Here is a 23,187-nt window from a genome sequence, read left to right as displayed (position 1 = left end):
CGTCGATGTCGTCGACGGCCCGGGGGCAGCGGTCAGGCGATGAACCTGCTGTCGAGCGGCGCGTCGCCGAGCAGGCGGGAGATGCCCCGGCCCGCGGCGCGCAGGGCCGGGATCGCACCTCTGGCGGCGAGATCGTTGGGCAGCACGATGGACAGGGCGGCGACCACGCGCCCGCCGACGGCGCGGACCGGAACCGCGATACCGGTCGCGCACTCGTCGACATGGCCCGGGCAGTAGGCGATTCCGGTGTGGCGGATCTCCGCCAGCGCGGTGCGCAGCGCGGCGGGGTCGGTGATGGTGTGCGGGGTGAGCCCGCGCAGCGGCCCCGCCAGCACCGACTCCTGGAACTCGTGCGGGCCGTGCGCCAGCAGCACCAGCCCGGCCGAGGCGGCGTGCAGGGGCAGCCGTCCGGCCAAGCGCACCCGATTGCGGATGGTGCGCGAGGACGAGAGCCGCTCGACGTAGAGCACTTCCCGGTCGTGCAGCACCCCGAGTTGGACGTGATGGCCGACGACGGCGTGCAGGTCGGACATGATCGGCATGGCCGCCTCGTGCAGGCCGAGGGTCGGAGCGGCGCGGGAGGCCAGCTCCCACATGCGCACGCCGACGCAGATCCGGCGCTGGGCGTCGCGGCGCAGCCAGCCGTAGTCGATGAGCTCGTTGACCAGGCGCGAGGCGGTAGCCAGCGGGAGGTCGCTGCGTCGGGCCAGTTCGGACAGCGTGACCGCGCGGTGATCGGGGCCGAATGCCTCGTAGATGCGCACGACTCGGGACATGAGCGATTCGCCGCTCGTCGACCTGGCCATATGCCGCCACCACCATTCCAAGATTATCAGGATTGCTGATATATATGTGTTGTGTACCACTCCGCGACAACACCCGTCAACCGCGCGACCGGCCTCGACCTCGACCGGATCACCGCGATCGACGTGCACACCCATATCCACGCCGACCACCACGGCAACCTCGCGTTGGACCGCGAGCTGCTGGAAGCCGCCGAGTCCTACTTCCGGGGAACCGATACGGCCCGCCCGACCGTCGACGACCTCGCGGCGCACTACCGCGCGCTGAATATGGCCGCCGTCGTGTTCAGCGTGGACGCCGAGGCCACCACCGGACATCCCGCCCTGAGCAATGAGGCGATCGCGACGGCCGCCGCCGCGCACCCCGATGTCCTCATCCCCTTCGGGTCCATCGATCCCGCGCGGGGGGCGGCGGGCGTGCGGGCGGCTCGGCGACTGGTCACCGACCACGGGGTCCGCGGCTTCAAATTCCATCCCAGCCTCCAGGGTTTCGAACCCAATGACCGGCGCGTCTACCCGCTCTACGAGGAATTGCGATCCCTCGGCGTCCCAGCGCTTTTCCACACCGGGCAGACCGGAATCGGGGCGGGCCTGCCCGGCGGGCGCGGGATCAAACTGCGTTATTCCGATCCCATGCTGCTCGACGACGTGGCCGCCGATTTCCCGGAACTCACCGTGATCATGGCGCACCCGTCGGTGCCGTGGCAGGACGCCGCGATCTCCATCGCCACCCACAAGGCCAATGTGTTCATCGACTTGTCCGGCTGGTCGCCGAAATACTTTCCGCCGCAGCTGGTGCGCGCGGCCAACGGACCGCTGGCGGACAAGGTGCTGTTCGGCTCGGACTATCCGGTCATCACCCCGCAGCGCTGGATCCGGGACTTCGAACAGCTCGAGATCGAACCGCACATCCGGCCGAAAATCATGAAGGACAACGCTATTCGCGCACTCGCATTGCGCTGAACGCGGCTCATAGCCGGTTGCTCCCGGTGTGAGCCAGTTCTCTCATTGAACGGAAAGGCGTATTGAGCGCACGTGCCCGATGTCCTTTCCTGTTCGGCGATTCAGCCATTGATCGAACAGGAGCGGGTTGATGCCCAACCAGCCCAGAGACGGCGCCTCGCCGGTGACTCCCGAAGCGGCTCGAAAGGCCGCCACCGCGAGTTTCATCGGCACCGCCATCGAGTGGTACGACTTCTTCCTCTACGGAGCCGCGGCGGCGCTCATCTTCGCACCGCAATACTTCCCGTCGAGCAATCCGGCGGTGAGCCAATTGGGCGCCTTCGCCAGTTTCGCGGTGGGATTCCTGTCCCGGCCGCTGGGCGGGGTGGTCGCCGGTCACTTCGGCGACCGCATCGGCCGCAAGCAGGTGCTCATCGTGTCGCTGCTGATCATGGGCGGCTCGACCGTCCTGGTCGGGCTGCTGCCCACCTACGACCAGATCGGCATCGCCGCACCGATCCTGCTGTTCGCGCTGCGCCTGCTCCAGGGCCTGGCGGTCGGCGCGGAGTGGGGCGGCGCGGCGCTCATGGCCATCGAACACGCACCGCCGCGACGGCGGGTGTTCTACGGGGCCTCGACACAGCTGGGCGTGCCCGGCGGCGCGATTCTCGCCTACAGCACCATGCTGCTGCTGTCCGCTCTCACCGGCGACGCGTTCACCACCTGGGGTTGGCGGATCGCCTTCGTCGCCAGCATCGTGCTGGTGGTGTACGGCCTCTACATTCGCCGACGGCTGAGCGAGAGCCCGCAGTTCGCCCGGGCGGCCGGTGCGCGCGGAACCACGCGCATGCCGATTCTGGAGGTGCTGCGGAAGTATCCGGCGGGGGTGGTGGTGGCCATCTTCGCCGCGGGCGCCAGCCCGGCCTTCGGGTACATCGTGCTCACCTACATCCTGTCCTACGGCACCAAGGAGGTCGGCTACTCGCGCGACAGCCTGCTCGTGGTGGTCATCGTGGTCAGCATCGTGCAGTTCGCCGCCACCTTGATCCTGGCGACCATGGCCGACCGTTTCGGCCGCCGCGGGCTCATGCTGATCGGCTCGGTGTTCCAGGCGCTCATGGCGCTGTTGTTCTTCCCGATCTTCGACACCGGTCTCGTCGTGCTGGCCGCGATCGGCGGATCGCTGGCCATGATCGCCAATACCACCCAGTACGCGCCGCTTCCGGCGGTGATCAGCGACCTGTTCCCCACTCACGTGCGCTACAGCGGCTCGTCGATCGGCTACCAGTTCGGCGCGATTCTGGGCGGTTCGCTGTCCCCGATCATCGCCACCGCCATCTTCGCCGAGACGCAGAACTCCGTGTTCATCGGTGTCTACCTCGCCGCCATGACGGTGCTGTCGGCCGTCGCCATCCTCATCGCGCACAGCCCGCGGCTACAGCCGCGCGCGGACCGGACCGCATCCGGCGTCACGGTCGGCTGACATCGCCGTGCCGCCGGGCCACCGGCGGCACGGCAACACGGAAGCCGCCCGGTGCAGTGCGCACCGGGCGGCTTCGCCGTCGGCCATGCGCGGCGGGCCCGCCGTGCGGCTCTCAGCGGTGACGAGTTGCCATGGGACGCCGCACGGATACGCCGGAAGGCCGGTCCCCGGAATGCGGGACCGGCCTTCGTCGGTGCGTACGGCGGCTCAGGACCGACCGTGGCGCGCTCTCACCTCGGCCTTGCGGATCTTGCCCGAGCCGGTGGTGGGCAGTTCATCGGTGAACGCCACATATTTGGGCACCTTGAAGCCCGCCAGCCGTTCGCGCAGGAATTCGAGCAGCTCGCCGGAGGTGGGACGGTGGCCGTCCACCGGCACCACCACCGCCTTGCCGACCTCGCCCCAGCGGTCGTCCGGGACGCCGATGACGGCGCAGGCGGCGACCGCGGGATGACGGCACAGCTCGTTCTCGACCTCGGCGGGGTAGATGTTCTCTCCGCCGGAGATGATCACGTCCTTGAGGCGGTCCACGATGTAGACGTAGCCGTCGGCGTCGACGGTGGCCACATCGCCGGAGTGGAACCAGCCGTCGCGCAGCACATCCGCGGTGGCCTCGGGCCGATTCCAGTAGCCGCGCATGACATTCGGCCCGTGCACCACCACCTCGCCGCGCTCCCCCGGCCGCACCGCCGTCCCCTCCGCGTCGACCACCCGCACATCGGTGAAGAACGAGGGCACACCGGCCGATCCGAGCTTGGACTCGGCGTGGTCGCGATCTAGCACCAGCACGCCCGGCGCGGCCTCGGTCATGCCGTAGCCCTGGACGAAGCTCAGGCCACGGTCGAGGTAGCGCCGAATCGTGCTGTGCGGCACCGGGGATCCGCCGCACAGCAGGGTGCGCACGCTGGACAGGTCCGCCGCCGCCCAGCGCGGATGCGCGGCGAGCGCGTCGAACATGGTCGGCACGCCGAACATCCGGGTGACGCGCTCACGCTCGACGAGTTCCAGGACCGTCGCCGGATCGAACTTGCCGAGCAGCACCACCCGTCCGCCCTTGAGCAGGGTCGGCAGGCACACCATGCCCAGCGCCGCCGCGTGGAACAGCGGCGCGGCCACCAGCGTCACCTCGTCGGCGGCGACATCGCTCTCGACGAGCACATTGACGCAGTTCCAGGTGAGATTGCCGTGGGTGAGCACCGCCCCCTTGGGCCGACCGGTGCTGCCGGAGGTGTACATGATGAGACAGTCGTCGTCGAGGGCGACCGGCTCGTCGATCGGCTCGACGGACGCGGCGGCCAGCAGTTCCTCGTAGCCGCCGGGCCCGCCGACGCGCACGATGCCCGGGCGGGCCGCGCCGGGCAGGGCAGCCACCAGGGCATCGTGCTCGCCGGTGTGCACGAGTATCGCCGCACCGGAATCGGTGAGCGCGTACTCGAGCTCCGCCGCCGCCGACCGGGTGCTCAGCGGTACGAAGACCGCCCCCAGCAGGCCGGTGGCGAAGAACACCTCCAGGTAGACGGGATGATTCGGACCCAGATAGGCGACCCGGTCACCGGGTGCGACCCCGAGCCCGCGCAGCGTCCAGGCGGCGCGGGTGGCGCGTTCGGCCAGTCGCCCGTAGGTCAGCGAGTCGTCGCCGCCGGTGACGGCGACGGCGGCGGGTGTCATCCGGGCCCGCCGCACGGGCCAGGAGCCCAACCCTCGATTGCGCACGTTCGCCCCTCTCCTAGGTCGCGGCGGGAGCCTATTTCGACCGGTCGAACGCGCCGAGCCCGGGGCGGTAACTCTTGTCGTCGAGGAACTGGCTCATGCCCTTCTCCCGGCCGTGCTCGGGATCCAGCGCGCGGGACTGGTCCAACTTGGCATACAGGTAGTCCTCGGACTGCGCCCAGGTCATCTCGGCCGCGAACCTGTAGCCCACCTTGGCGGTGTGCAGCACCACCGGATTGAGCGAGGCCAGCTTCAGCGCCAGCTCGCGGGTGCGTTCGCGCAGCCGCTCGGCGGGTACCGCCTCGTTGACCAGCCGCATCCGCGCGGCGCGCACGCCGTCGAAGGGCTCGCCGGTCATGATGTAGTACAGCGCGTCGCGCTGGCTGACGGTGGCGGCCATGGCCTTGGTGACCAGGCTCCCCGGCGGGATGCCCCAGTTCACCTCGGACAGGCCGAACTGCGCGCGCTCGTCGGCGATGGCCAGATCGCAGGCCACCAGCGGGGTGAACGCGCCGCCGAAACACCAGCCGTTGACCATGGCGATGGTGGGCTTGCTGAAGAACGCCAGCCGCCGCCAGTGCCATTCCACGCCGGTGCGGCGCGCCCGCAGCTGCGCCGCCACACTGCCGGTGGCCTCGACCTCGCGGAAGTACTCCTTGAGGTCCATTCCGGCGGAGAAGGATTCGCCCGCGCCGGTGAGCACGAGCGCGCGGCAGCGGTCGTCGTCCTCGAGGTGGTCGAGGGTGCGCACCATCTCCTCGTTGAGGGCCGGGTTCATGGCGTTGCGCTTGTCCGGGCGGTTGAGGGTGACCCAGGCGATGCCCTCGTCGAATTCCACCGTGACGGTGTCGCCCCAGGGTTCGGTGCCGGTCAGGGTGTCCATCACCCCTCCTTTATCAGTATTGCTGACAATTACCGGCACAGGGTCGCCGCGCCGACACCCGGGAGTCAACCGCCCCTACCAATGAATGGAAGCCGGAATACGTTCAGCCACCGGGCAGTTCGGCGACCTCGCGCCTGGCCGCCTCCTCCGCCAGGGCGGCGATACCGTGCCGCAGCACGCCGCGGAACGCGGCCCCGCGCTGTTCGCTCACCCCGTCGAGCAGCCGCTCCTCGATCGACCGCACCAGCGGAGCCGCCTCCCGCAGCACCTCGCGGCCGCGCTCGGTCAGGGTCGCCACCAGCACGCGGCGATTGGCCGGATCCCGGTCGCGCCGAATGAGGCCGCGCTCCTCCAGGGTCTGCACCATCACGTTCATGGTCTGCGGCCGCAGGAAGGACCGCCGCGCCAGCTGCGCCGAGGACAGACCGCTGCGGCGCTCCAGCACTGTCATCGCCGTGTACTGGAGCGTGGTGAGGCCGAGCGGGCGCAGGGCGTCGTCCATCAGCGCCCGCACCGCCAGCTCCAGCTGTTTGATCAGGTAGAGGGTGGAGGGCCGGGCCTCGCTGTCGTCGTCGAACGTGCCGGTCACCCAGTCATCTTCGCACCGAACCCCGGGAAAGCACGCCACCCGTCGGCCCGTCTTCCATTCAATGAAATCGCGGTGGTGGCGCGGGACACAGCGGAACCATCCTCGGTCCACCGATACCCAACGACTCGCGGACCGCGGCCCGTCCGACGGTCCGCCGCGCTCGAATGAGGAACTTCCACATGGCAATCGCACGTGCGCTGCTCATCGGCGGCAACGAGACCCCGGCCCGCTCCGGCCGCACCACCGATGTGATCAACCCCTACACCGGATCCGCCTACGCCACGGTCGCGGCGGCGTCCGCCGCGGATGTGACGGCGGCCGTGGACGCGGCGCACACCGCCTTCCCGGCCTGGGCCGCGCTCGACCCGTTCGAGCGGCGCGCCATCTTCACCCGTGCCGCCGATCTGCTGGAGAGCCGCGCCGACCGAGCCGCCGAATACATGGCGGGCGAGGTGGGCGGGGCCGCACCGTGGGCCGGATTCAATGTCACCCTGGCGGCCGCGGTGCTGCGGGAGGCGGCCGCCGCCGTCACCGCACCGCGCGGTGAGGTGCTCACCTCGGGACAGGCCGGGGTACTCGGACTGGCCGTTCGCGAACCCCTCGGGGTCGTGGCCGCCTTCGCGCCGTGGAACGCACCCGTCATCCTGTCCGCGCGCGCCGTCGCCGCACCGCTGGCCGCCGGAAACACGGTGGTGCTCAGGCCGAGTGAGGCCGCTCCGCTGTCGAGCGGACTGCTCGTCGCCGATGCGCTGCGCGCGGCCGGGCTCCCCGACGGGGTGCTGAACGTGGTGACCAACGATCCCGCCGACGCCGCCGAGATCGCGCGCACCCTCATCGCCGACGAGCGGGTGCGGGCGGTCAACTTCACCGGATCCACCGGAGTCGGGCGGATCATCGGCACACTGGCCGCCGAACACCTCAAGCCCGCGGTGCTCGAACTGGGCGGCAAGAATTCGATCATCGTGCTGGACGACGCCGATGTCGACTACGCGGTACGCGCGGCGGTCTTCGGCGCGTTCGCCAACTCGGGACAGATCTGCATGTCCGCGGACCGGATTCTGGTGCACGAATCGCTGGCGGCGGAATTCCTCGGCAAGTTCGCCGCGATCGTCGACGCGCTGCCGACCGGCGATCCCGCCGATCCACACACGGTAATCGGTCCGTTGGTGAATACCGCCGCCGCCCAGCGGGTTTCGGCCCTGATCGCGGATGCGGTCGCACGGGGGGCGACGGTGCGGGCCGGTGGCGATGAGCCGCGCGGCGCGGTCCATCGCGCCACCGTGCTGACCGAGGTGCCGCCCGCCGCCGAGATCCACTACGCCGAGGCGTTCGGGCCGGTGTGCGTGGTCGACACCTTCGCCGACGACGATCAGGCGGTGGCCATGGCCAATGACACCGAGCACGGCCTGTCGGCCGGGGTGATCACCGAGAACGCCACCCACGGTCTGCGTGTCGCGCGGCGGCTGCGCACCGGCATCGTGCACATCAACGACCAGACGGTGGGCGATGAACCGCAGGCGCCGTTCGGCGGGGTGCTGAACTCCGGGTACGGCCGATTCGGCGGCCGGTGGGGCATCGACGCCTTCTCGAATACGCGCTGGCTGACCGTCGCCACCGAGCAACTGCCGTTCCCGGGCTGAACGGCGGTGATGAGGGGAAAGCCCGGCCCCGATGGGGGCCGGGCTTTTCACCGCGATCCGTCGGTGCGGATCACCCCGGGTGGGCGTCGGCGTCCGCGAGCACCCGGCTCGCCACCGCGAAAGCGGTGTTGGCCTTGGGGATTCCGGCATAGGCTGCGCAATGCAGCAGCACCTCGCCGATCTCGTCCCGGGTCAGGCCGTTGCGCAGCGCCGCGCGCACGTGCATGCCCAGTTCCTCGGGACAGCCCAGGGCGGTGAGCAGCGCCAGGGTGATCGCGCTGCGGGTGCGGCGGTCCAGGCCGTCGCGCGTCCAGATCGCACCCCACGCGGCGGTGGTGATGTATTCCTGGAAGGGCCTGGTGAATTCGGTGGTTTCGGCCTGCGCGCGATCCACGTGCTCGTCCCCGAGGACGGCGCGGCGGACGGATTCTGCGGCGGAGTGGTTCACGGGTTCGTCCTCAGCTGGTCGATGATCAGGGGAAGGAAGCGGTCGGGACGTTCGACGGTGCCCAGATGTGCGGCGGCATCGATAATTTCGAGGCGTGCGCCGGGTATGCGGTCGGCGATCCACCGGCCGTGCTCGGGCGGGAAGGCAGGGTCGGCGGCGGCGGCGATCACCAGAGTGGGCGCGGTGATGTGCGGCAGGGCGTCGGTGAGGTCCAGCCCGGACAGGGCCGCGCAGCAGGCCGCGTAGCCCTCGGCCGGGGTGTCGGCCGTCAATCGCCGCATGCGCTCGGCGGTTTCGGGGTGGGATGCCCGCCAGTCCGGGGTGAACCAGCGTTCCACACTGGCCGCCGCGATGGCGCGCATTCCCCCGGTCCGAGCCAGCGCGGCCCGCTCCGACCACATGGCGGCATTGCCGGGGCGCGCCGACGTGCAGCACACCACCAGACCGCGCACCCGCCGGGGGCGGTGCCGGGCCAGCCAGAGCGCCGCCATACCGCCGAGCGAGATGCCGGTGAGATGCGCGGCCGCGACGCCGAGACGGTCCAGCAGTGCCTCGACATCCGCGCCGAGATCGGCCAGCGCGTACGGCCCCTCCGGCACCGGCGAATCACCGTGGCCCCGCATGTCGTAGCGGATCACCCGGAAACCATTGTCCACCAGCGGTTGTACGTACACGTCCCAGATGCTCGCATCGCTGCCGAGCGCATTGAGCAGGACGAGTGGTACCCCGTCGGGATCACCGTGAACGTAGCTGTGGACCCGCACGGACGTCGGCGCGGCAGCATGCGCGGCCCCGCGGGCACGAGTGCGGTCGGCGACGGCAGCGCCGCCCGCATCCGCCGCGGATTCCCCCTCGGCGTCTCGAGGCCATCGGGGAACGCGGGCTCGGTCCGCGTCGTGGGCGGTCACGGCGCGACGCACGAAGGTGGCCGTGCTGCCGAGATAGGACGCGGGCTCCAGCAGCGCTTCGACGCGGGCGAGGTCCAGGTGCGGTGCGAGCAGCGGGTGCGCGGCGAGCAGGTGCGCGAACTCGCCCTCACCCGCCGCGGCGCGGGCCGCGCAGGCGGTAACGGCGTCGTGGGCCGCCAGTCTGCCGACCACGGGCGTCAGGGCGGTGGTGACGCGTTCGGCCAGCAGCAGGCCGCCGGTGCGGGTGAGGTTGTCTCGCATGCGCTTCGGGTGGATCCGCAGGCGGGACAGGCTCGTTCGCAGCCAGTGCACCGCCGCGCCGGTGCTGCGGAGCAGTTCGGTGAGCGGACGCCATTCGGCATGCCAGGACCCGGCGGCGCGCTGGTGCTCCTGGGCTCCGGCCGCGAGCAGGGTCGCCACCAGGCCGGGGGCCTGCGCGGCTCCGGCCGCGGCGGTGACCGCGGCGATGGGATTGTGCTTGTGCGGCATGGTGGAGGACCCGCCCGCACCGGCCGCGTACTCGCTGACCTCGCCCACCTCGGTCTGCGCCAGCAGGGTGATATCGCGGGCGATCTTGGCCGTCGCACCGGCCAGGGTGCCCAGCGCACCGGCCAATTCGGCGATGCGGGTCCGATCGGTGTGCCAGGGCAGCTCCGGCGCGGGCAAGCCCAATCGCCGCGCATAGGCGGCCAGCACCTCCGGACCTGAGTCACCCAGCGCGGCAAGGGTTCCCACCGCGCCGCCGAGCTGCGCCGCCAGCCGCTTCCGCCGCACCCGGTCCAGCTGCGCGCTCGCGGCCCGCAGCGCCGCCAGCCATCCGGCGGCGGTGAACCCGAAGGTCACCGGCAGCGCCTGCTGCAACAGGCTCCGCCCCACCTGCGGGGTGCGGGCATGCTGCACGGCCAACTCCGCCAGCCGGTCGGCACACGCCGCGACATCATCGAGCAGCACCGCCAGCGCCCGATCGGCGACCAGCATGGCGGCGGTGTCCATGATGTCCTGGCTCGTCGCCCCGACATGCACCGACCCGGCCGCGCCGCCGATGGTCGGGGCGGTGTCGACCGGATCGACGTTCCGCGCGGCGGTCGTCGCGGCAGCGGCAGCGCCGACGGTGGCAGTGACCTCGGCGTCGGCGTCGGTCGTGTCGGCGGCGACACCGGCGTCGGCCGCACCCGTCCCGGTGGCGACCGATCCCACGGCGGTATCGGCACTGCCGGGGGGCAACTCGTCGATGGCCGACCGTCGACCGGCCGCCTCGGCGTCGGCCACGCGGGCGGTGAGCGCGCGGACGAGGGGGGCGGCGGGATTGCCGATCGCGGTGGCCGCCGCTCCGAGTTCGGCGGGGTCGTAGAGGTCCGCGCGACAGGCGGCGGCAATGGCGGCCGCGTGGGCGGGCGGGATCAGGCCGGTGTCGGCCTGGGCCCGGGCCAGGGCGGCTTCGGCGTCGAGAAGGGCTTGCAGCCAGGCGGTGTCGTCGGTGGCTGCGGCCACCGGTCCGGCGGCCTGTAGCGGGCCGAAAAGGTCAGACATCGAAGAACACGGTCTCCCGGTCGCCTTGCAGGCGGATGTCGAAGCGGTAGCCGTCGGCGGTCGCGGTGGCGATCAGGGTGTCGCGGCGTTGCCAGGGAAGGGAATTCAGCACCGGGTCGACTCGGTTGGCGGCCTCGAACTCGGGAAAGTAGACGCGGGTGACCACGCGGCGCAGCAGACCGCGGGCGAAGACCGACACGTTCAGGTGCGGCGCCTGCGGGATGTCGGCGGGACCGGGCAGAGCGCCGGGCCGCACCGTGTGGATGGCGTATTCGCCCGATGTGGTGTCGCTGCGGCCGAATCCCCGCCAGGCCGTTCCGCTTCCGTGCGGGTCGTCGGGATGGGCGAAACGGCCCGCCGGATCGGCCTGCCAGGTCTCGACCAGCGCGTCGGGGATCACCTCGCCCCCGCCGTCGATGACACGGCCACGCAGCCAGCAGGCCGACGGCGTGCCCTCGGGGACGACATAGGCCCCGTCCGGCCAGGTCAGACCGATATGCAGATAGGGGCCGACGGTCTGCGACGGCGTCGGGCGCAGGGCGGGTTCGACGCTCGCCGCCGGACGCACGGTGCGTGTGGTCGGCAGCGGAGCCGGTTCAGTCATCATGGGGCTCCTCGAACGGGGTGGCGTTCCGGCCGCGCAGCACGATGTCGAATTCGAAGGCCAGTGCCCATTCGGGGCTGGTGCGTTCGAGGCTGAAGCGTGAGATCAGCCGCGGGCGGGCGGACTCCGGGACCGAGCCGAAGATCGGGTCCTGGGCGAAGAGCGGATCGTCGGGGAAGTACATCTGAGTGACCAGCCGCTGGGTGAACGCACGGCCGAAGACCGAGAAGTGGATATGCGCGGGCCGCCAGGCATTGTCGTGATTGCGCCACGGATACGCGCCCGGTTTGACCGTGGTGAACTCGTAGCGTCCCCGCGCATCGGTCAGGGTGCGGCCGACGCCGGTGAAGTTGGGGTCCAGGGGCGCGGGCCAGCGGTCGTTCGCGTGCCGGTACCGCCCGCCCGCATTGGCCTGCCAGATCTCGATGAGCGAATCGGGCACGGGCCGCCCGTCGCCGTCCAGCAGCCGCCCGAAGACGATGATGCGCTGGCCGACGGGTTCACCGGCGTGCTGTGCGGTGAGGTCGCTGTCGGTGGGCGCGACCCGGCCGGGGCCGAGCAGCGGCCCGGTCACCTCGGTCAGCAGCTGCGGCAGCAGTGCCAGGGGCTGGGTGGGATGCCGTAGCGTGGTGGCCCGGTAGGCCGGAAAGTGCAGCGGCGGATGAGTATTCGGCGGGTCCGGTCGATACCCCGGCACTACCCGATGTGGTGTGGTCATCAGTCTCTTCCGATCGTCATGCTTCCAGGACCACGGCCAACCCCTGCCCGACGCCGATGCAGAGCGCGGCCAGGCCCCAGCCGCCGCCGCGCTGCCGCAGCCTCCGGGCCAGCGTGGTGATGACGCGCGCCCCCGACGCGCCCAGCGGATGACCGATCGCGATCGCGCCGCCGTGCGTATTCACCAGGGCCGGATCCAATTCGGGCCACTCCGCCAGACATGCCAGCGATTGCGCGGCGAACGCCTCGTTCAGTTCCACGGCGGCCAGATCCGACCAGCCGATACCCGCGCGGCGCAGGGCGATCTCGGCCGCCCGGGTGGGTCCGATGCCGAAGACGTCCGGATCTACCCCGGCCGCGCCGCGTCCGGCGATGCGCGCCAGCGGTTCCCGCCCGAGCCGGGCCGCCGCGGTGGCGTCGCCGAGCAGCAGCGCCGCCGCGCCGTCGGTGAGCGGTGAGGCGTTGCCCGCCGTCACCGTGCCCGCGCTCCGGAACGAAGGGCGAAGGGCGGCAAGGCGGTCCAGGGTGGTGTCGGCCCGGACGGGCTCGTCGCGGCGCAGGTCCACACCGGGCGGCGCGGTCACCTCGTCGTCGAAGAAGCCCGCTTCCCAGGCGCGCGCGGCATCGCGATGACTGCGCAGCGCGAACTCGTCCTGGACCGCACGGTCGATCCCGTACCGCTGCGCGAGCAGTTCGGTGGCCTCGCCCAGCGCGACGGTCCAGCGCTGCGGCATCCGGGGATTCACCAACCGCCATCCGAGTGTGGTCGAGTGCAGGGTCTCCGGCCCGGCGGGAAATACCCTGTCCGGCTTGCTCAGTACCCACGGCGCACGGCTCATGGACTCCACGCCGCCTGCCACCGCCAACTCCGCGTCGCCGACCGCGATGGTCCGGGACGCGTGGAACACCGCGTCCATACCCGAGCCGCACAGCCGGTTCACGGTGGTACCGGGCACACCGGTGGGCCAACCGGCCAGCAACGCGGCCATTCTCGCAACATTGCGGTTGTCCTCGCCCGCCTGATTGGCCGCACCGAGGACCACATCGCCGACCTCGGCCGGGTCCAGCCCGGTACGCTCGGCGAGCGCGGCCAGCGTATGGGCGGCCAGATCGTCGGGCCGCAGCGCCGACAGCGCGCCGCCGTAGCGTCCGAACGGCGTTCGCACGCCGTCGATGACGAAGACGTCGGTCATCGAAGCTCCTCCCGTCCGCGCGGAGCCCGCGCACCGACCGTTCCGCGGACGCCGGTCATCGCGCCGCCTCCAGGGCGCGCAACGCGGCCAGCTCCGCGGCGGTCGGCGGCGGGGTGGTCGTCACCTCGGGGGCGGTGCGCAGGTCCCAGCCGGTGGCCGCGACCACCCGCTCGACGGTGACGCCGGGATGGACGGCGGTCAGCACCAGTTCCGCGGTGCGCGGATCCGGCCGCAGCACACCGAGATCGGTGATGACCAGGGTCGGCCCCGCCCCGCGCAGTCCGAGCGCGGCGCGATCGCCCGGGCCGCTGCCGTGCCCGACCGAAGTGATGAAATCCACCCGCTCCACGAAGTTGCGCGGGCTCTGCCGGGTCACCACGAACACCTCACCGCAGGAGGCGGCGATCTCCGGCGCACCGCCCGCGCCGGGCAGCCGCACCACCGGATCGGCGTAGTCGCCGATGACCGTGGTGTTGATATTGCCGAACCGATCCAGTTGCGCCGCACCGAGAAAGCCGATGTCGATGCGTCCGGCCTGCAACCAGTAGTTGAACATCTCCGGCACGCTCACCACCGCGTCGGCGGTCTCCCCGAGCATGCCGTCGCCGATGGAGGCTGGCAGCCGGGCGGGTTTCGCGCCGATGGCACCCGATTCGTAGATGAGCACCAGTTCCGGGGCATGGGTGCGGCGCGCCAGATTCGCCGCGGTGGAGGGCAGCCCGATGCCGACGAAGACCCGCCGGTCCCCGCCCAGCGCGCGGGCGGCGGCAATGGACATCATCTCGTCGGCGGAGTAATCCCCGGGTGCGCATTCTCCCCCGACGGGTTCCGATGTGCTCACGATGCGACCTCCTCGGCCTCGATGTCCTGGAGCCAGCGCAGGAATGCGCTGCGATCACGTCCGATCGGATCCCAGTGGGCGTAGGCGTCGTTGTCGCGCTCGTAATAGCCCTGGGCATAGGAGGGACGCGCGCCGCCCGGCACCACCGCGACGGCACTCACCACCCAGTTCGGCAGCACGACCGCGCCGGGCACGGGTGTCAGCTCCTCGACCACCTCCTCCACGGTGACCAGGCTGCGCCGGGCGGCGAGCACGGCCTCCTTCTGCACCCCGAGCAGCCCCCACAGCTGCACATTGCCCGCGCGGTCGGCGCGCTGGGCGTGGACGACCGTCACGTCCGGGCGGAGCGCGGGCACCGCCGCCAGCCGCTCACCCGTGAACGGGCAGGTGATGAAGGCGATGGTCGGGGTGACGGCCGCCAGATCCGTTCCGGCGTAACCGCGCAGCACCGCGAACGGCAGTCCGGACGCACCGGCCGCATACCGGTTCGCCATCCCGGCGTGGCTGTGCTCCTCGATCTCCAGCGGCCGCGGCCAGCCGTGCTGGACGGCTTCCCGGAACCGGTGCAATGAGCCCACCCCGGGATTGCCGCCCCAGGAGAAGATCAGCTTGCGCGCACAGCCCGCGCCGATGAGCTGGTCGTACACCAGGTCCGGGGTCATGCGCGCCAGCGTCAGCTCCCGTTTGCCCTGCCGGATGATCTCGCGCCCGGCCGCCATGGGAATGAGGTGGGTGAAGCCCTCCAGCGCGACCGTCGATCCGTCCTCCACCAGTGCCCCGACCGCTTCGGACAGGGACGTGAACTCAGCCATGGTCGCCTCCCGGAATCGGAAGTCCCGCGTAGTTCTCGGCTAGTTCCCTTGCTGCCGAGGGAGATTCGACAACCCGGTGCAGCTGTGCGAGTTGCAGCCGCGCGTCGAAATCGTCGCCGTGCCGGTGCAGCATGCTGGTCATCCACCAGGAGAAGTGGGTGCACCGCCACACCCGCCGCAGTGCGGTGTCGGAGTACGCGTCGGCGAGTTCGCTCGCACCGTCGCGCAGCAGTGCCGTCAGCGCCCGGGCCAGCACCGCCACATCGGCGACCGCGAGATTCAGTCCCTTCGCGCCGGTGGGCGGCACGATGTGAGCGGCGTCGCCGGCGAGGAACAGGCGGCCGTGGCGCATGGGGGCGGTGACGAAGCTGCGCATGGGCAGCACACTCTTCTCGGTGATCGGGCCGGTGCGCAGCGTCCAGCCGTCCACTCCCAGACGGGTCGACAGCTGCTCCCAGATCCGGTCGTCGCTCCACTCCTCGATGCGCTCGGCGGGATCGACCTGGAGGTAGAACCGGCTCACCCGGTCCGATCGCATGCTGTGCAGCGCGAACCCCTCGGGATGCCAGGCGTAGATCAGTTCGTCCGTGGACGGCGGCACCTCGGCCAGCACACCGAGCCAGGCATACGGGTACGACCGCTCCCACGTCCGCCGCAACCGTTGCGGGACAGCCTGTTTGCTGGGCCCGTGGTAGCCGTCGCAGCCGACCACCGCCTCCGCGTCCACCCGCTGCGGGGCACCCCCGGCGTCGGTGAAGGTGATATGCGGCCGGTCCGTCGCCACGTCGTGCACCGCGACATCGGAGACCTCGTAGTACGCCTGCTGTCCGGCCCTCGTCCGGGCTTCGAGCAGATCCTTGGTGACCTCGGTCTGCCCGTAGACGTACACCGACCGCCCGGCCAGCGCGGCGAAGTCCAGATGCCGTCGTTCTCCGGGCCATTGCAGATAGATGCCGCGATGCTCGATGGCCTCCCGTGACAGCCGCTCACCCACCCCCGCCCGCCGCAGCAGCTCGACCGTTGCCGACTCCAGGATTCCGGCTCTGATCCGGGATTTCACATGGTCGGCGGACTGGCGTTCGACGAGCACCGATTCGATGCCCGCGCGGTCGAGCAGCTGCGAAAGCAGCAGCCCGGCGGGGCCGGATCCGATGATCGCGACTCGGGTTCGCACTGTTCCGAACTCCTCATCTGTGCTGGTGAAGTGAGCACAGAATCGGTCACGCGGAGCGGGTCGGACTACGGCCGTTTCCATTCAATGAAAGGGCTCGGGCCGGGCCGGGGTCGCCGCTGATTGACTGTGACCCCGGGCACCCCAGAGACCTACGAATACGGAGACAGACCGATGCCGGTTTCCCGAACAGGCGTGACGTCGTTCGCGCGCGCCGCCACGGCCGTCGCCGCGGCGGCGACCCTGTTGAGCCTCACCGCCTGCGGGTCGGAGAACGCAGCGCCGCAACCGCTTTCCCTCGCCGCACCCGCGGGGCCGGAGGGCACGCCGTTCTGGGACGTCGAGGACACGCCACCGGCCGATGCCGTACCCGGCGACATCCTCCGGGTGCAGCCGCGCTCCGACGCTCCGGCGGGCGCCCAGGGGTGGAATGTCGTCTACGTGTCCGAGATCGCGCCGGGCGTCCAGAAGTACGTCTCCGGTGAGATCTACGCACCGCTGAACCCCGGTGACGGCCCGCGCGACATGGTGTTGTGGAATCACGAAACCACCGGCCTGGCCGACAACTGCGCGCCGTCGCGCCGCAGCCTCTACGACGGCGACACCGCCCGGGTGCCCGGCATCGCGGCACTGCTCGACGCCGGCTACATCGTGGCCATGAGCGACTATCCGGGACAGGGCCTGCCCGGTCCGGCCTACTACATGGTCGGCGAGGTCAATGCCCGTGCGTCCCTGGATATCCTGCGCGCGGTACAGCAACTGCCCGAACTCGACGCCTCCCGGCGCTATGTGGAGTACGGCTGGTCCCAGGGCGGGCAGACCACCATGGTGGTGGAGGCCGTCGCCGGGTCCTACGCCCCCGAATTCGAAGGTCTCGGGGCCGCCCTGATCGCGCCCGCCGTGCGCATTCGCGATCTCACCGCCAACTCCATGCGCGGCCCGGAGAACGCCGGATACGTCATCGCCACCCTGCCCGGCATCAAGGCCGCCCACCCCGAGCTGCGCTACCGGGACTTCCTCACCCCGTCCGCCATGGAGGAGCTGCCGGTGCTGGCCGACGGCTGCTTCGACATCTGGGCTGCGGCCGCGCCGCTGCGCGACGCCTACCGGCCCGAGGCCATGGCTCCGGGCAGCAGCTGGTGGAACGCGCTCACGGCGATCGACGACTTCCGCCCGGCCGGTTCCATGCCGTTCACCATCTTCCAGGGGGCGCGGGACATCACCACGCCCGTGGAGCTGACCCTGCGCGAACGCGCCGCGCTGTGCGCGGCGGGCGCGGCCGTCGAGTACCACGAATTCCCGGATATGGACCACGAGACGGTGGTGCCGACGGCGGCGGAGCGCTTCCCGGCCTGGGCCGCGGACCGCTTCGCCGGACGCCCGGCCGCCGACAACTGCCCGGCCGACTGACCGCGCGCACCGGGCCCCGGCACCAGCTGCTCACGCACACCGGGCCGGAACCATTCGCCCGGTTCCGGGCCCGGTGTGCGGTGCGTCAGGACTCGGCCCGGCGCACCAGGTCGGCGATCCGCTGCTCGACGGCCGGGGTCAGTTCGGTGAGGGCGAAGGCCGTGGGCCACATGGGGCCGTCGTCGAGGTTGGCGATGTCGTTGAAGCCGAGGGTGGCGTAGCGGGCCTTGAACTTCTCGGCGCCCTGGAAGAAGCAGACCACCTTGCCGGCGCGGGCGTAGGCGGGCATGCCGTACCAGAGCTTGGGGCTCAGGGCGGGGGCGTTCTCCTTGACGATGGCGTGGATGCGTTCGGCCAGGGCGCGGTCCGCGGCGGGCATCTCGGCGATCTTGGCGAGCACGTCGACCTCGGGATCGGCCTTGGGGCCGCGGCGGGCGGCGGCCTTCAGCTCCTGGGCGTGCTCCTTCATGGCGGCGCGCTCCTCGGCCGAGAAGCCGGCGGTGGACTTGGTCTTGCGGGTGCTGGTCATGGTGGTTACCTCTCTCGGTGGTCAGTGCGTACGGTCTTGGAGCAGGCCGAGGACATTGCCGTCGGGGTCGGTGACGGTGGCGACCAGGCGGCCGCCGCCGACATCGCGCACCGGTTCCCGCACGGTCGCGCCCGCCGCGAGCACATCGGCGAGCGTGGCCTCGATATCCGGTACGTGCCAGTAGGCGACCGGTGCGATCATCCCCTGCGGCCCGCCGTCCGGGACCAGACCGATGTGCTGCCCCGCCACCTCGAAGCCGACGTAGAAGAGGCCGTCGACCTCGGGCTACGCCCCGAGCAGCGCGCTGTACACCCGCTTGGCCGCCGCCAGATCGGAGACGGGATGCAGTACGGTCCTGATGCCGGAGTGGTCGACCGTTCGTGGTGCTTCCATGGCGACAACGCTAGGGACGGCGCGGACCGGTGCCATCCGTGCCGACTACGGATCTCACCACGTAATCGAGTCCGTGCGACGGATCGCCACCGATGCGGGAGGATGGGTGGCGTGTCGAAGCAGAAGGTCTCCGCCGGGATCTCGGAACGGGAGGCCGAGGTGCTGGCCCTGGTGGGGCAACACCGCAGCAATGCCGAGATCGCGGCACAGCTGTACATCTCGGTGCGCACCGTCGAAACCCACGTGTCCTCCCTGCTGCGCAAGGTCGGCGTCCCCGACCGGCGAGCGCTCGCGGGCCGCGCGGCCGAGCTGACCGGGAAGGAGCCGACCGAGGAGGCGGCCACGCTCCCCTCCCCGCTGACGTCGTTCGTCGGCCGGACCAGCGAGCGCGTCGCCCTGCGCGAGGCCGTCACCGCGCACCGGCACGTCACCGCGCTCGGCCCCGGCGGCGTCGGCAAGACACGGCTCGCGCTGGCCGTGGCCGCGGACCTGGCCGGTGCGTTCGGCGGCGGCGCGTGGTTCGTGGATCTGGTGCCGGTGACCGATCCGGAGATGACCGGCTCCGCGGTGGCGCGCGCGCTCGGCCTGGGCGAGCAGCAGGGGCGCGGTCTGGACGATTCGGTGTTGTCGGCCCTCGCCGACCGGCACACGCTGCTGGTGCTCGACAACTGCGAACATCTGCTCGACGGCGTGGTGCCGTTCGTCGAACGCCTGCTCGCGCACTGCCCGCGGGTGTCCGTGCTGGCCACCAGCCGGGCCCGGCTCATGGTGCCCTTCGAACAGGTCTACCCGGTGCCGCCGCTGTCGGTGGACGGCGGCACCGCCGATGCCGTCGCACTGTTCCTGGACCGGGCCGCGGCGCTGGGTTCGACCGTGCCCGCGGAGCAGCTGGATCAGGTCTCCGAGGTGTGCCAGCGGCTGGACGGGCTGCGCGCGAGCCGGACCGCCGAGTCGTCGCCGAGCACGACACGGTCACGGCCGCCGCGATCGCGCTGGCCCGGCGGGCGGTCGAGTTGGCGGAGCGGACCGGAGAGCCGTTGGCGCACAGCGCCGCTCTCGACGAGGCGCTGGCCCGGCTCGCGGCTCCGCCCGAGGAGTTGGATGTGGAGTACGTCTGGGTGTGGCGGCACTGGTACACGGCGCTGCGCGCGGAAGCCGCGACGCTCACCGGCGATCCGCGGGCGTCCGAGTTCCTCACCGCGGCAGGCACCGTGGTGTCCGGGAACCCGGTCGCCAGCGCCATTGTCGACCGGGCCGTCGCGCTGCGCGACAACGACCTCGGTCGTCTGCCCGCGGTCGCCGCCGCCTTCGAGGCCGCGGGCTGCCCGTATCAGCGGGACCGCACCCGGTCACTCGACGGCGTCTAACACGGTCGACCGCGCGCCACACTGGTCATCCGCCGCCCTGTCTGCCCGCGCCGCCGGTCAATAGCGTGATGGAGCATGGGAATTCGATATCCACAGCTGGTAAGGGTCGCCGCGGCGGCCGTGTGCGCGGGCCTGTTGGGCGTCGGGGTGGCGGGCGCGGAGCCGCCCACACCGGGCGGGCCGACGCCGCCCGCCGAGGCACCGGTCGACGGACCGGAGAATCTCGACGGGCTGACGGTGCACGTCCGGCCGGACGGCGGTTACCTCACCGGGGTCACCGTGGAATTCGATCGGAGCAGCCGTACCGCGAGCGGGGAGAAGCCCGCCGCCGCACAGCAGTTCGTATTCCTGTTCGATCGGTCGGTGCGGATCAACGCGGAGCGGTTCCCCACTTGTGCGCGTGCGGTGCTGGCCGCGCGGGGACCGGCGGGGTGCCCGTCCGGTTCGCAGGTCGGGGCGGGCGCGGCGGAGATCTATCCGGATCGGGCCGCGGAGGTGCTGGTGTTCAATACCCGCTACGAGAACGGCGATCGGGGCGTGCTGATCACCATTCCCGCCACCGGCGGCATTCTGGAGAACACCCTCGAGCCGGTGTCCGACGGCTACCGCGCCGACTACGGTGTCGCCTTCGACGAACTGCTGCCCTCGCCGCTGCCCGCAGGCCAGCGTCCCGCCACCACCCGCTTCCGCGTCACCTTCGGCGCGACGTACACCGATCACACCGGCACGCACAGCTACCTGGAGTCCTTCGCGCTCCCGGGCACCCCGCTGAAGTTCGGCCTCTGGAGCCACTTCGTCACCGGCCAGATCATCGAACCGACCGCCTACGCCCCGCGCCCGCTGAGCCCACTCGGCTGACCGGCTGCCTCGGCCGCGGGGCCACCGATGCCGCTGGCCCCGCGGGACCGGCACGCTGCGGTGACCGCGATTCGGCAGTCGGTCGCGGAGGTGAGACGGCTCAGTTCTTGGGGCCGCCCGCGACGTAGAGCACCTGCCCGGAGACGAATCCGGCCGCCTCGGAGACGAAGAACGACACCGCGTTGGCGATATCCGCGGGCACGCCCGTGCGGGCGACCGGGATCATGGCGGCATTGGCGGCCTTGAAGTCGTCGAAGCTCATGCCCACCCGCTCGGCGGTGGCCGCGGTCATCTCGGTCTCGATGAAGCCGGGGGCGATGGCATTGGCCGTGACGCCGTACTTGCCGAGCTCGACGGCGAGGGTCTTGGTGAAACCCTGCAAGCCCGCCTTGGCGGCCGAGTAATTGGCCTGGCCGCGATTGCCGAGCGCGGAGGTGCTGGACAGGTTGACGATGCGACCGTATCCGGCCTCCACCATGTACTTCTGCACGGCCCGGGTCATCAGGAAGGAGCCGCGCAGATGCACGTTCATGACCGAATCCCAGTCGGCGGCCGACATTTTGAACAGCAGATTGTCCCGCGTGATGCCCGCGTTGTTGACCAGGACGGTGGGCGCGCCCAATTCTTCGGCGACCCGCCGCACGGCGGTCTCGACGGCCTGCTCGTCACTTACGTCGACGCCGACCGCGAGGGCCCTGCCGCCCGCGGCCACGATCTCGTCCACCACCGGTTTGCCGGCGGCCTCGTCCAGATCCAATACGGCGACGGCGAATCCGTCGGCGGCGAGGCGGCGGGCGGTCTCCGCGCCGATGCCGCGGGCGGCTCCCGTCACAATGGCGATGCGCTCGGTCATAGTCCTCGTTCCTTACCTTCCGTCCGTTCCGACCGGTCGGCCTGAGCCTAGGTGAGGAACCGCGCCATCTGCCCCACCGCTTCCACCGGATGCTCGGCGTGGATCGGCACCCCGAGCGCCTCGAACCGCCACGTCCCATCGACCGGGAACAACCTGCCAACGACGAAGCCCGCGTGCTCGGCGTCGATCAGGTCGTAGTTGGCGAGTTCGGTGCCGCGCACCCCGTCCACCAGACGGCAGAAGGCATTGTCGATCTGGTCGAAAGCCTGCCCGGTATAACAGGTCACCAGGAATACGACCGTCGTGACCCGGGTGGACAGCCGGGTCAGATCGACGGTGATCACCTCGTTGTCGCCCCGGCCCTCACCGGTCAGGCTGTCGCCGTGGTGACGCACCGCGCCATCCCGCGAGGTCAACTGTTCGGAATAGACGACATCGACGATATCGCCGCCGACGAACAACAGCGCCGCCGCATTGAGGTCGATATTCCGGCCCCGCCCGCCGAATACGCGCCGCTGGGCCGGATCCCAGCCCAGCGCCAACTCGATATAGGTCAGCGCCGCCTCGGTCTCATCACGCAGAGTCATTACACGAGCTTGCCAGTAATCAGCGCTTGCGTCCGACGCCACCCGCTATACAGTGCCGAACCGATTCGAGCGGACGCAGCCGGGGGCCGTCCGGCCACCATTCGTCGCACAGCACCAATCCGGGATCGACCATTTCCAGACCGTCGAACATGGCCTCGATCTGCGCGCGGGTGCGGAATCGTCCACTGCCCATGGGACTGTGGACGAACTTGTCCTCCATCTTGCGGGCCAACTCGCTGTGCTCGGGCGTCTCCGGATCGAAGAAATGCGCGATGGCGACATACGAGCCCGACGGCAGCGCATCGACGTAGCTGCGCATGAGCGCGCCCACGTCGTCATCGAGATAGTGGTGCAGGGTGCCGATCTGGAACAGCGCGATCGGCTCGTCGAAATCGAGACGGGCGCGCACATCCGGATGGTTCATCACGTCGAAGGGCCGGAAGATATCCGCTCCCACGATGGCGGTGCGGGCCGCGCTGTCCAGCAGCGCCCGCGCATGGGTGAGCACCATGGGGTCGTTGTCCACGTACACGACCCGCGAAGCCGGGACGAGACGCTGCACCACCTGATGGGTGTTCTCCGCCGTCGGCAATCCGGAACCCAGATCCAGGAATTGCTCGACCCCGGCCTCCCGCGCCAGGAAGCGGCATACCCGAATCAGGAAATCCCGGTTGGCCCAGGCCAATTCGGCGACCTGCGGGGCGACCGCGCGCACCTGCTCCAGAACCTCGCGGTCCACCTCGAAGTTGTCCTTGCCGCCCAGCGCGGCGTCATAGACGCGCGCGATACTCGCGCGGGTGATGTCCACCCCGACCGGCGCCGCGCTCGGATAGGCGGCGAAGTGTTGGGACATCTCGAACTCCTCGCGTCGGTTCGGCATCGACACGAAGATTTTCCCGCATTCCTCGCATCCTGT

Annotated in this window: 22 protein-coding genes and 1 pseudogene; 6 read left to right on the top strand and 17 right to left on the bottom strand. The window is 70.8% G+C overall.

The genetic code is table 11. The features are described 5' to 3' along the window. Positions 1-32: 32 nt before the first annotated feature. Positions 33-806, bottom strand: coding sequence for an IclR family transcriptional regulator (locus QMO76_RS06305; protein ID WP_306360244.1), 774 nt, complete (start codon positions 804-806; stop codon positions 33-35). Positions 807-857: 51 nt separating this feature from the next. Between QMO76_RS06305 and QMO76_RS06300 the strand changes: the two genes are divergently transcribed. Continuing rightward, positions 858-1,766: an amidohydrolase family protein gene (locus QMO76_RS06300; protein WP_306360243.1), complete on the top strand. Its 909-nt coding sequence runs from the start codon at positions 858-860 to the stop codon at positions 1,764-1,766. A 130-nt stretch (positions 1,767-1,896) separates the two neighbouring features. After that, a complete protein-coding gene (locus QMO76_RS06295) occupies positions 1,897-3,228 on the top strand; it encodes an MFS transporter (RefSeq protein WP_306360242.1) in 1,332 nt (443 codons plus the stop codon). A 207-nt stretch (positions 3,229-3,435) separates the two neighbouring features. Here the strand turns inward: QMO76_RS06295 and QMO76_RS06290 are convergent, their stop codons facing one another. The 3 genes from QMO76_RS06290 to QMO76_RS06280 form a co-directional block, all read right to left on the bottom strand. Next, complete coding sequence (locus QMO76_RS06290) at positions 3,436-4,941, bottom strand: long-chain fatty acid--CoA ligase (RefSeq protein ID WP_306360241.1); 1,506 nt, start codon at positions 4,939-4,941, stop codon at positions 3,436-3,438. Between the two features lie 31 nt (positions 4,942-4,972). Then, positions 4,973-5,812 (bottom strand): p-hydroxycinnamoyl CoA hydratase/lyase, encoded by an 840-nt coding sequence (locus QMO76_RS06285; protein ID WP_372341922.1) that lies wholly within the window; start codon positions 5,810-5,812, stop codon positions 4,973-4,975. A gap of 112 nt (positions 5,813-5,924) precedes the next feature. Further along, entirely contained in the window at positions 5,925-6,410 is a 486-nt protein-coding gene (locus tag QMO76_RS06280) for a MarR family winged helix-turn-helix transcriptional regulator (RefSeq protein WP_306360239.1), read from the bottom strand. 179 nt (positions 6,411-6,589) lie between these two features. On the opposite strand from QMO76_RS06280, the gene QMO76_RS06275 reads away from it, so the two are divergent. Further along, entirely contained in the window at positions 6,590-8,050 is a 1,461-nt protein-coding gene (locus QMO76_RS06275) for an aldehyde dehydrogenase family protein (protein WP_306360238.1), read from the top strand. A gap of 70 nt (positions 8,051-8,120) precedes the next feature. Here the strand turns inward: QMO76_RS06275 and pcaC are convergent, their stop codons facing one another. The 8 genes from pcaC to QMO76_RS06235 are packed head-to-tail and all read right to left on the bottom strand — an operon-like array spanning position 8,121 to position 16,277. Next, the gene (gene pcaC / locus QMO76_RS06270; protein WP_306360237.1) at positions 8,121-8,498 is read right to left on the bottom strand and encodes a 4-carboxymuconolactone decarboxylase; all 378 of its coding nucleotides are present in this window, start codon (positions 8,496-8,498) and stop codon (positions 8,121-8,123) included. Then, positions 8,495-10,936 carry a 3-oxoadipate enol-lactonase gene (gene pcaD / locus QMO76_RS06265; protein ID WP_306360236.1) on the bottom strand — a complete coding sequence of 814 codons (2,442 nt, stop codon included), beginning with the start codon at positions 10,934-10,936 and terminating at the stop codon, positions 8,495-8,497. Before pcaD ends, pcaC begins: the two co-directional genes overlap by 4 nt. After that, complete coding sequence (pcaG, locus tag QMO76_RS06260; RefSeq protein ID WP_306360235.1) at positions 10,929-11,540, bottom strand: protocatechuate 3,4-dioxygenase subunit alpha; 612 nt, start codon at positions 11,538-11,540, stop codon at positions 10,929-10,931. Before pcaG ends, pcaD begins: the two co-directional genes overlap by 8 nt. Next, the gene (pcaH, locus tag QMO76_RS06255; protein ID WP_306360234.1) at positions 11,533-12,258 is read right to left on the bottom strand and encodes a protocatechuate 3,4-dioxygenase subunit beta; all 726 of its coding nucleotides are present in this window, start codon (positions 12,256-12,258) and stop codon (positions 11,533-11,535) included. Before pcaH ends, pcaG begins: the two co-directional genes overlap by 8 nt. Positions 12,259-12,274: 16 nt before the next feature. Beyond that, positions 12,275-13,450: a thiolase family protein gene (locus QMO76_RS06250; RefSeq protein WP_306360233.1), complete on the bottom strand. Its 1,176-nt coding sequence runs from the start codon at positions 13,448-13,450 to the stop codon at positions 12,275-12,277. A gap of 55 nt (positions 13,451-13,505) precedes the next feature. Then, a complete protein-coding gene (locus QMO76_RS06245; RefSeq protein WP_306360634.1) occupies positions 13,506-14,231 on the bottom strand; it encodes a CoA-transferase subunit beta in 726 nt (241 codons plus the stop codon). Positions 14,232-14,287: 56 nt separating this feature from the next. Next, positions 14,288-15,103 (bottom strand): CoA transferase subunit A, encoded by an 816-nt coding sequence (locus tag QMO76_RS06240; RefSeq protein ID WP_306360232.1) that lies wholly within the window; start codon positions 15,101-15,103, stop codon positions 14,288-14,290. Beyond that, positions 15,096-16,277 carry a 4-hydroxybenzoate 3-monooxygenase gene (locus tag QMO76_RS06235; RefSeq protein ID WP_306360231.1) on the bottom strand — a complete coding sequence of 394 codons (1,182 nt, stop codon included), beginning with the start codon at positions 16,275-16,277 and terminating at the stop codon, positions 15,096-15,098. The genes QMO76_RS06240 and QMO76_RS06235 overlap by 8 nt, the downstream gene beginning before the upstream one ends. Positions 16,278-16,469: 192 nt before the next feature. Here QMO76_RS06235 and QMO76_RS06230 point away from each other — a divergent pair, with 192 nt between their 5' ends. Further along, positions 16,470-17,684, top strand: a complete 1,215-nt coding sequence (locus QMO76_RS06230) for a lipase family protein (RefSeq protein ID WP_306360230.1) — start codon at positions 16,470-16,472, stop codon at positions 17,682-17,684. An 85-nt stretch (positions 17,685-17,769) separates the two neighbouring features. On the opposite strand, the gene QMO76_RS06225 is transcribed toward QMO76_RS06230, so the two are convergent. Both QMO76_RS06225 and QMO76_RS06220 read right to left on the bottom strand, forming a co-directional pair. Beyond that, the gene (locus tag QMO76_RS06225; protein ID WP_306360229.1) at positions 17,770-18,213 is read right to left on the bottom strand and encodes an iron chaperone; all 444 of its coding nucleotides are present in this window, start codon (positions 18,211-18,213) and stop codon (positions 17,770-17,772) included. Positions 18,214-18,234: 21 nt separating this feature from the next. Continuing rightward, positions 18,235-18,477 (bottom strand): annotated as a pseudogene (locus QMO76_RS06220) (VOC family protein); the annotation flags it as partial. 240 nt (positions 18,478-18,717) lie between these two features. On the opposite strand from QMO76_RS06220, the gene QMO76_RS06215 reads away from it, so the two are divergent. Beyond that, entirely contained in the window at positions 18,718-20,037 is a 1,320-nt protein-coding gene (locus tag QMO76_RS06215) for a LuxR C-terminal-related transcriptional regulator (RefSeq protein ID WP_306360227.1), read from the top strand. 11 nt (positions 20,038-20,048) lie between these two features. Continuing rightward, positions 20,049-20,831, top strand: coding sequence for a hypothetical protein (locus QMO76_RS06210; RefSeq protein WP_306360226.1), 783 nt, complete (start codon positions 20,049-20,051; stop codon positions 20,829-20,831). Positions 20,832-20,931: 100 nt separating this feature from the next. Here the strand turns inward: QMO76_RS06210 and fabG are convergent, their stop codons facing one another. From fabG to QMO76_RS06195, 3 genes are read right to left on the bottom strand one after another with little or no spacing between them, the layout of a single operon-like run. Further along, on the bottom strand, positions 20,932-21,684 hold the full coding sequence (fabG, locus tag QMO76_RS06205) for a 3-oxoacyl-ACP reductase FabG (RefSeq protein WP_306360225.1): 753 nt from the start codon (positions 21,682-21,684) through the stop codon (positions 20,932-20,934). Between the two features lie 47 nt (positions 21,685-21,731). After that, positions 21,732-22,271 (bottom strand): TerD family protein, encoded by a 540-nt coding sequence (locus QMO76_RS06200; protein WP_306360224.1) that lies wholly within the window; start codon positions 22,269-22,271, stop codon positions 21,732-21,734. A 19-nt stretch (positions 22,272-22,290) separates the two neighbouring features. Continuing rightward, positions 22,291-23,124: an SAM-dependent methyltransferase gene (locus QMO76_RS06195; RefSeq protein WP_306360223.1), complete on the bottom strand. Its 834-nt coding sequence runs from the start codon at positions 23,122-23,124 to the stop codon at positions 22,291-22,293. Between the last annotated feature and the right edge of the window lie 63 nt (positions 23,125-23,187).

It is taken from the genome of Nocardia sp. CC227C (assembly GCF_030767025.1).
Taxonomy (GTDB): Bacteria; Actinomycetota; Actinomycetes; order Mycobacteriales; family Mycobacteriaceae; genus Nocardia.
Note: the sequence above shows the minus strand (reverse complement) of the source record. Positions and strands in the feature narration are given on the sequence as shown.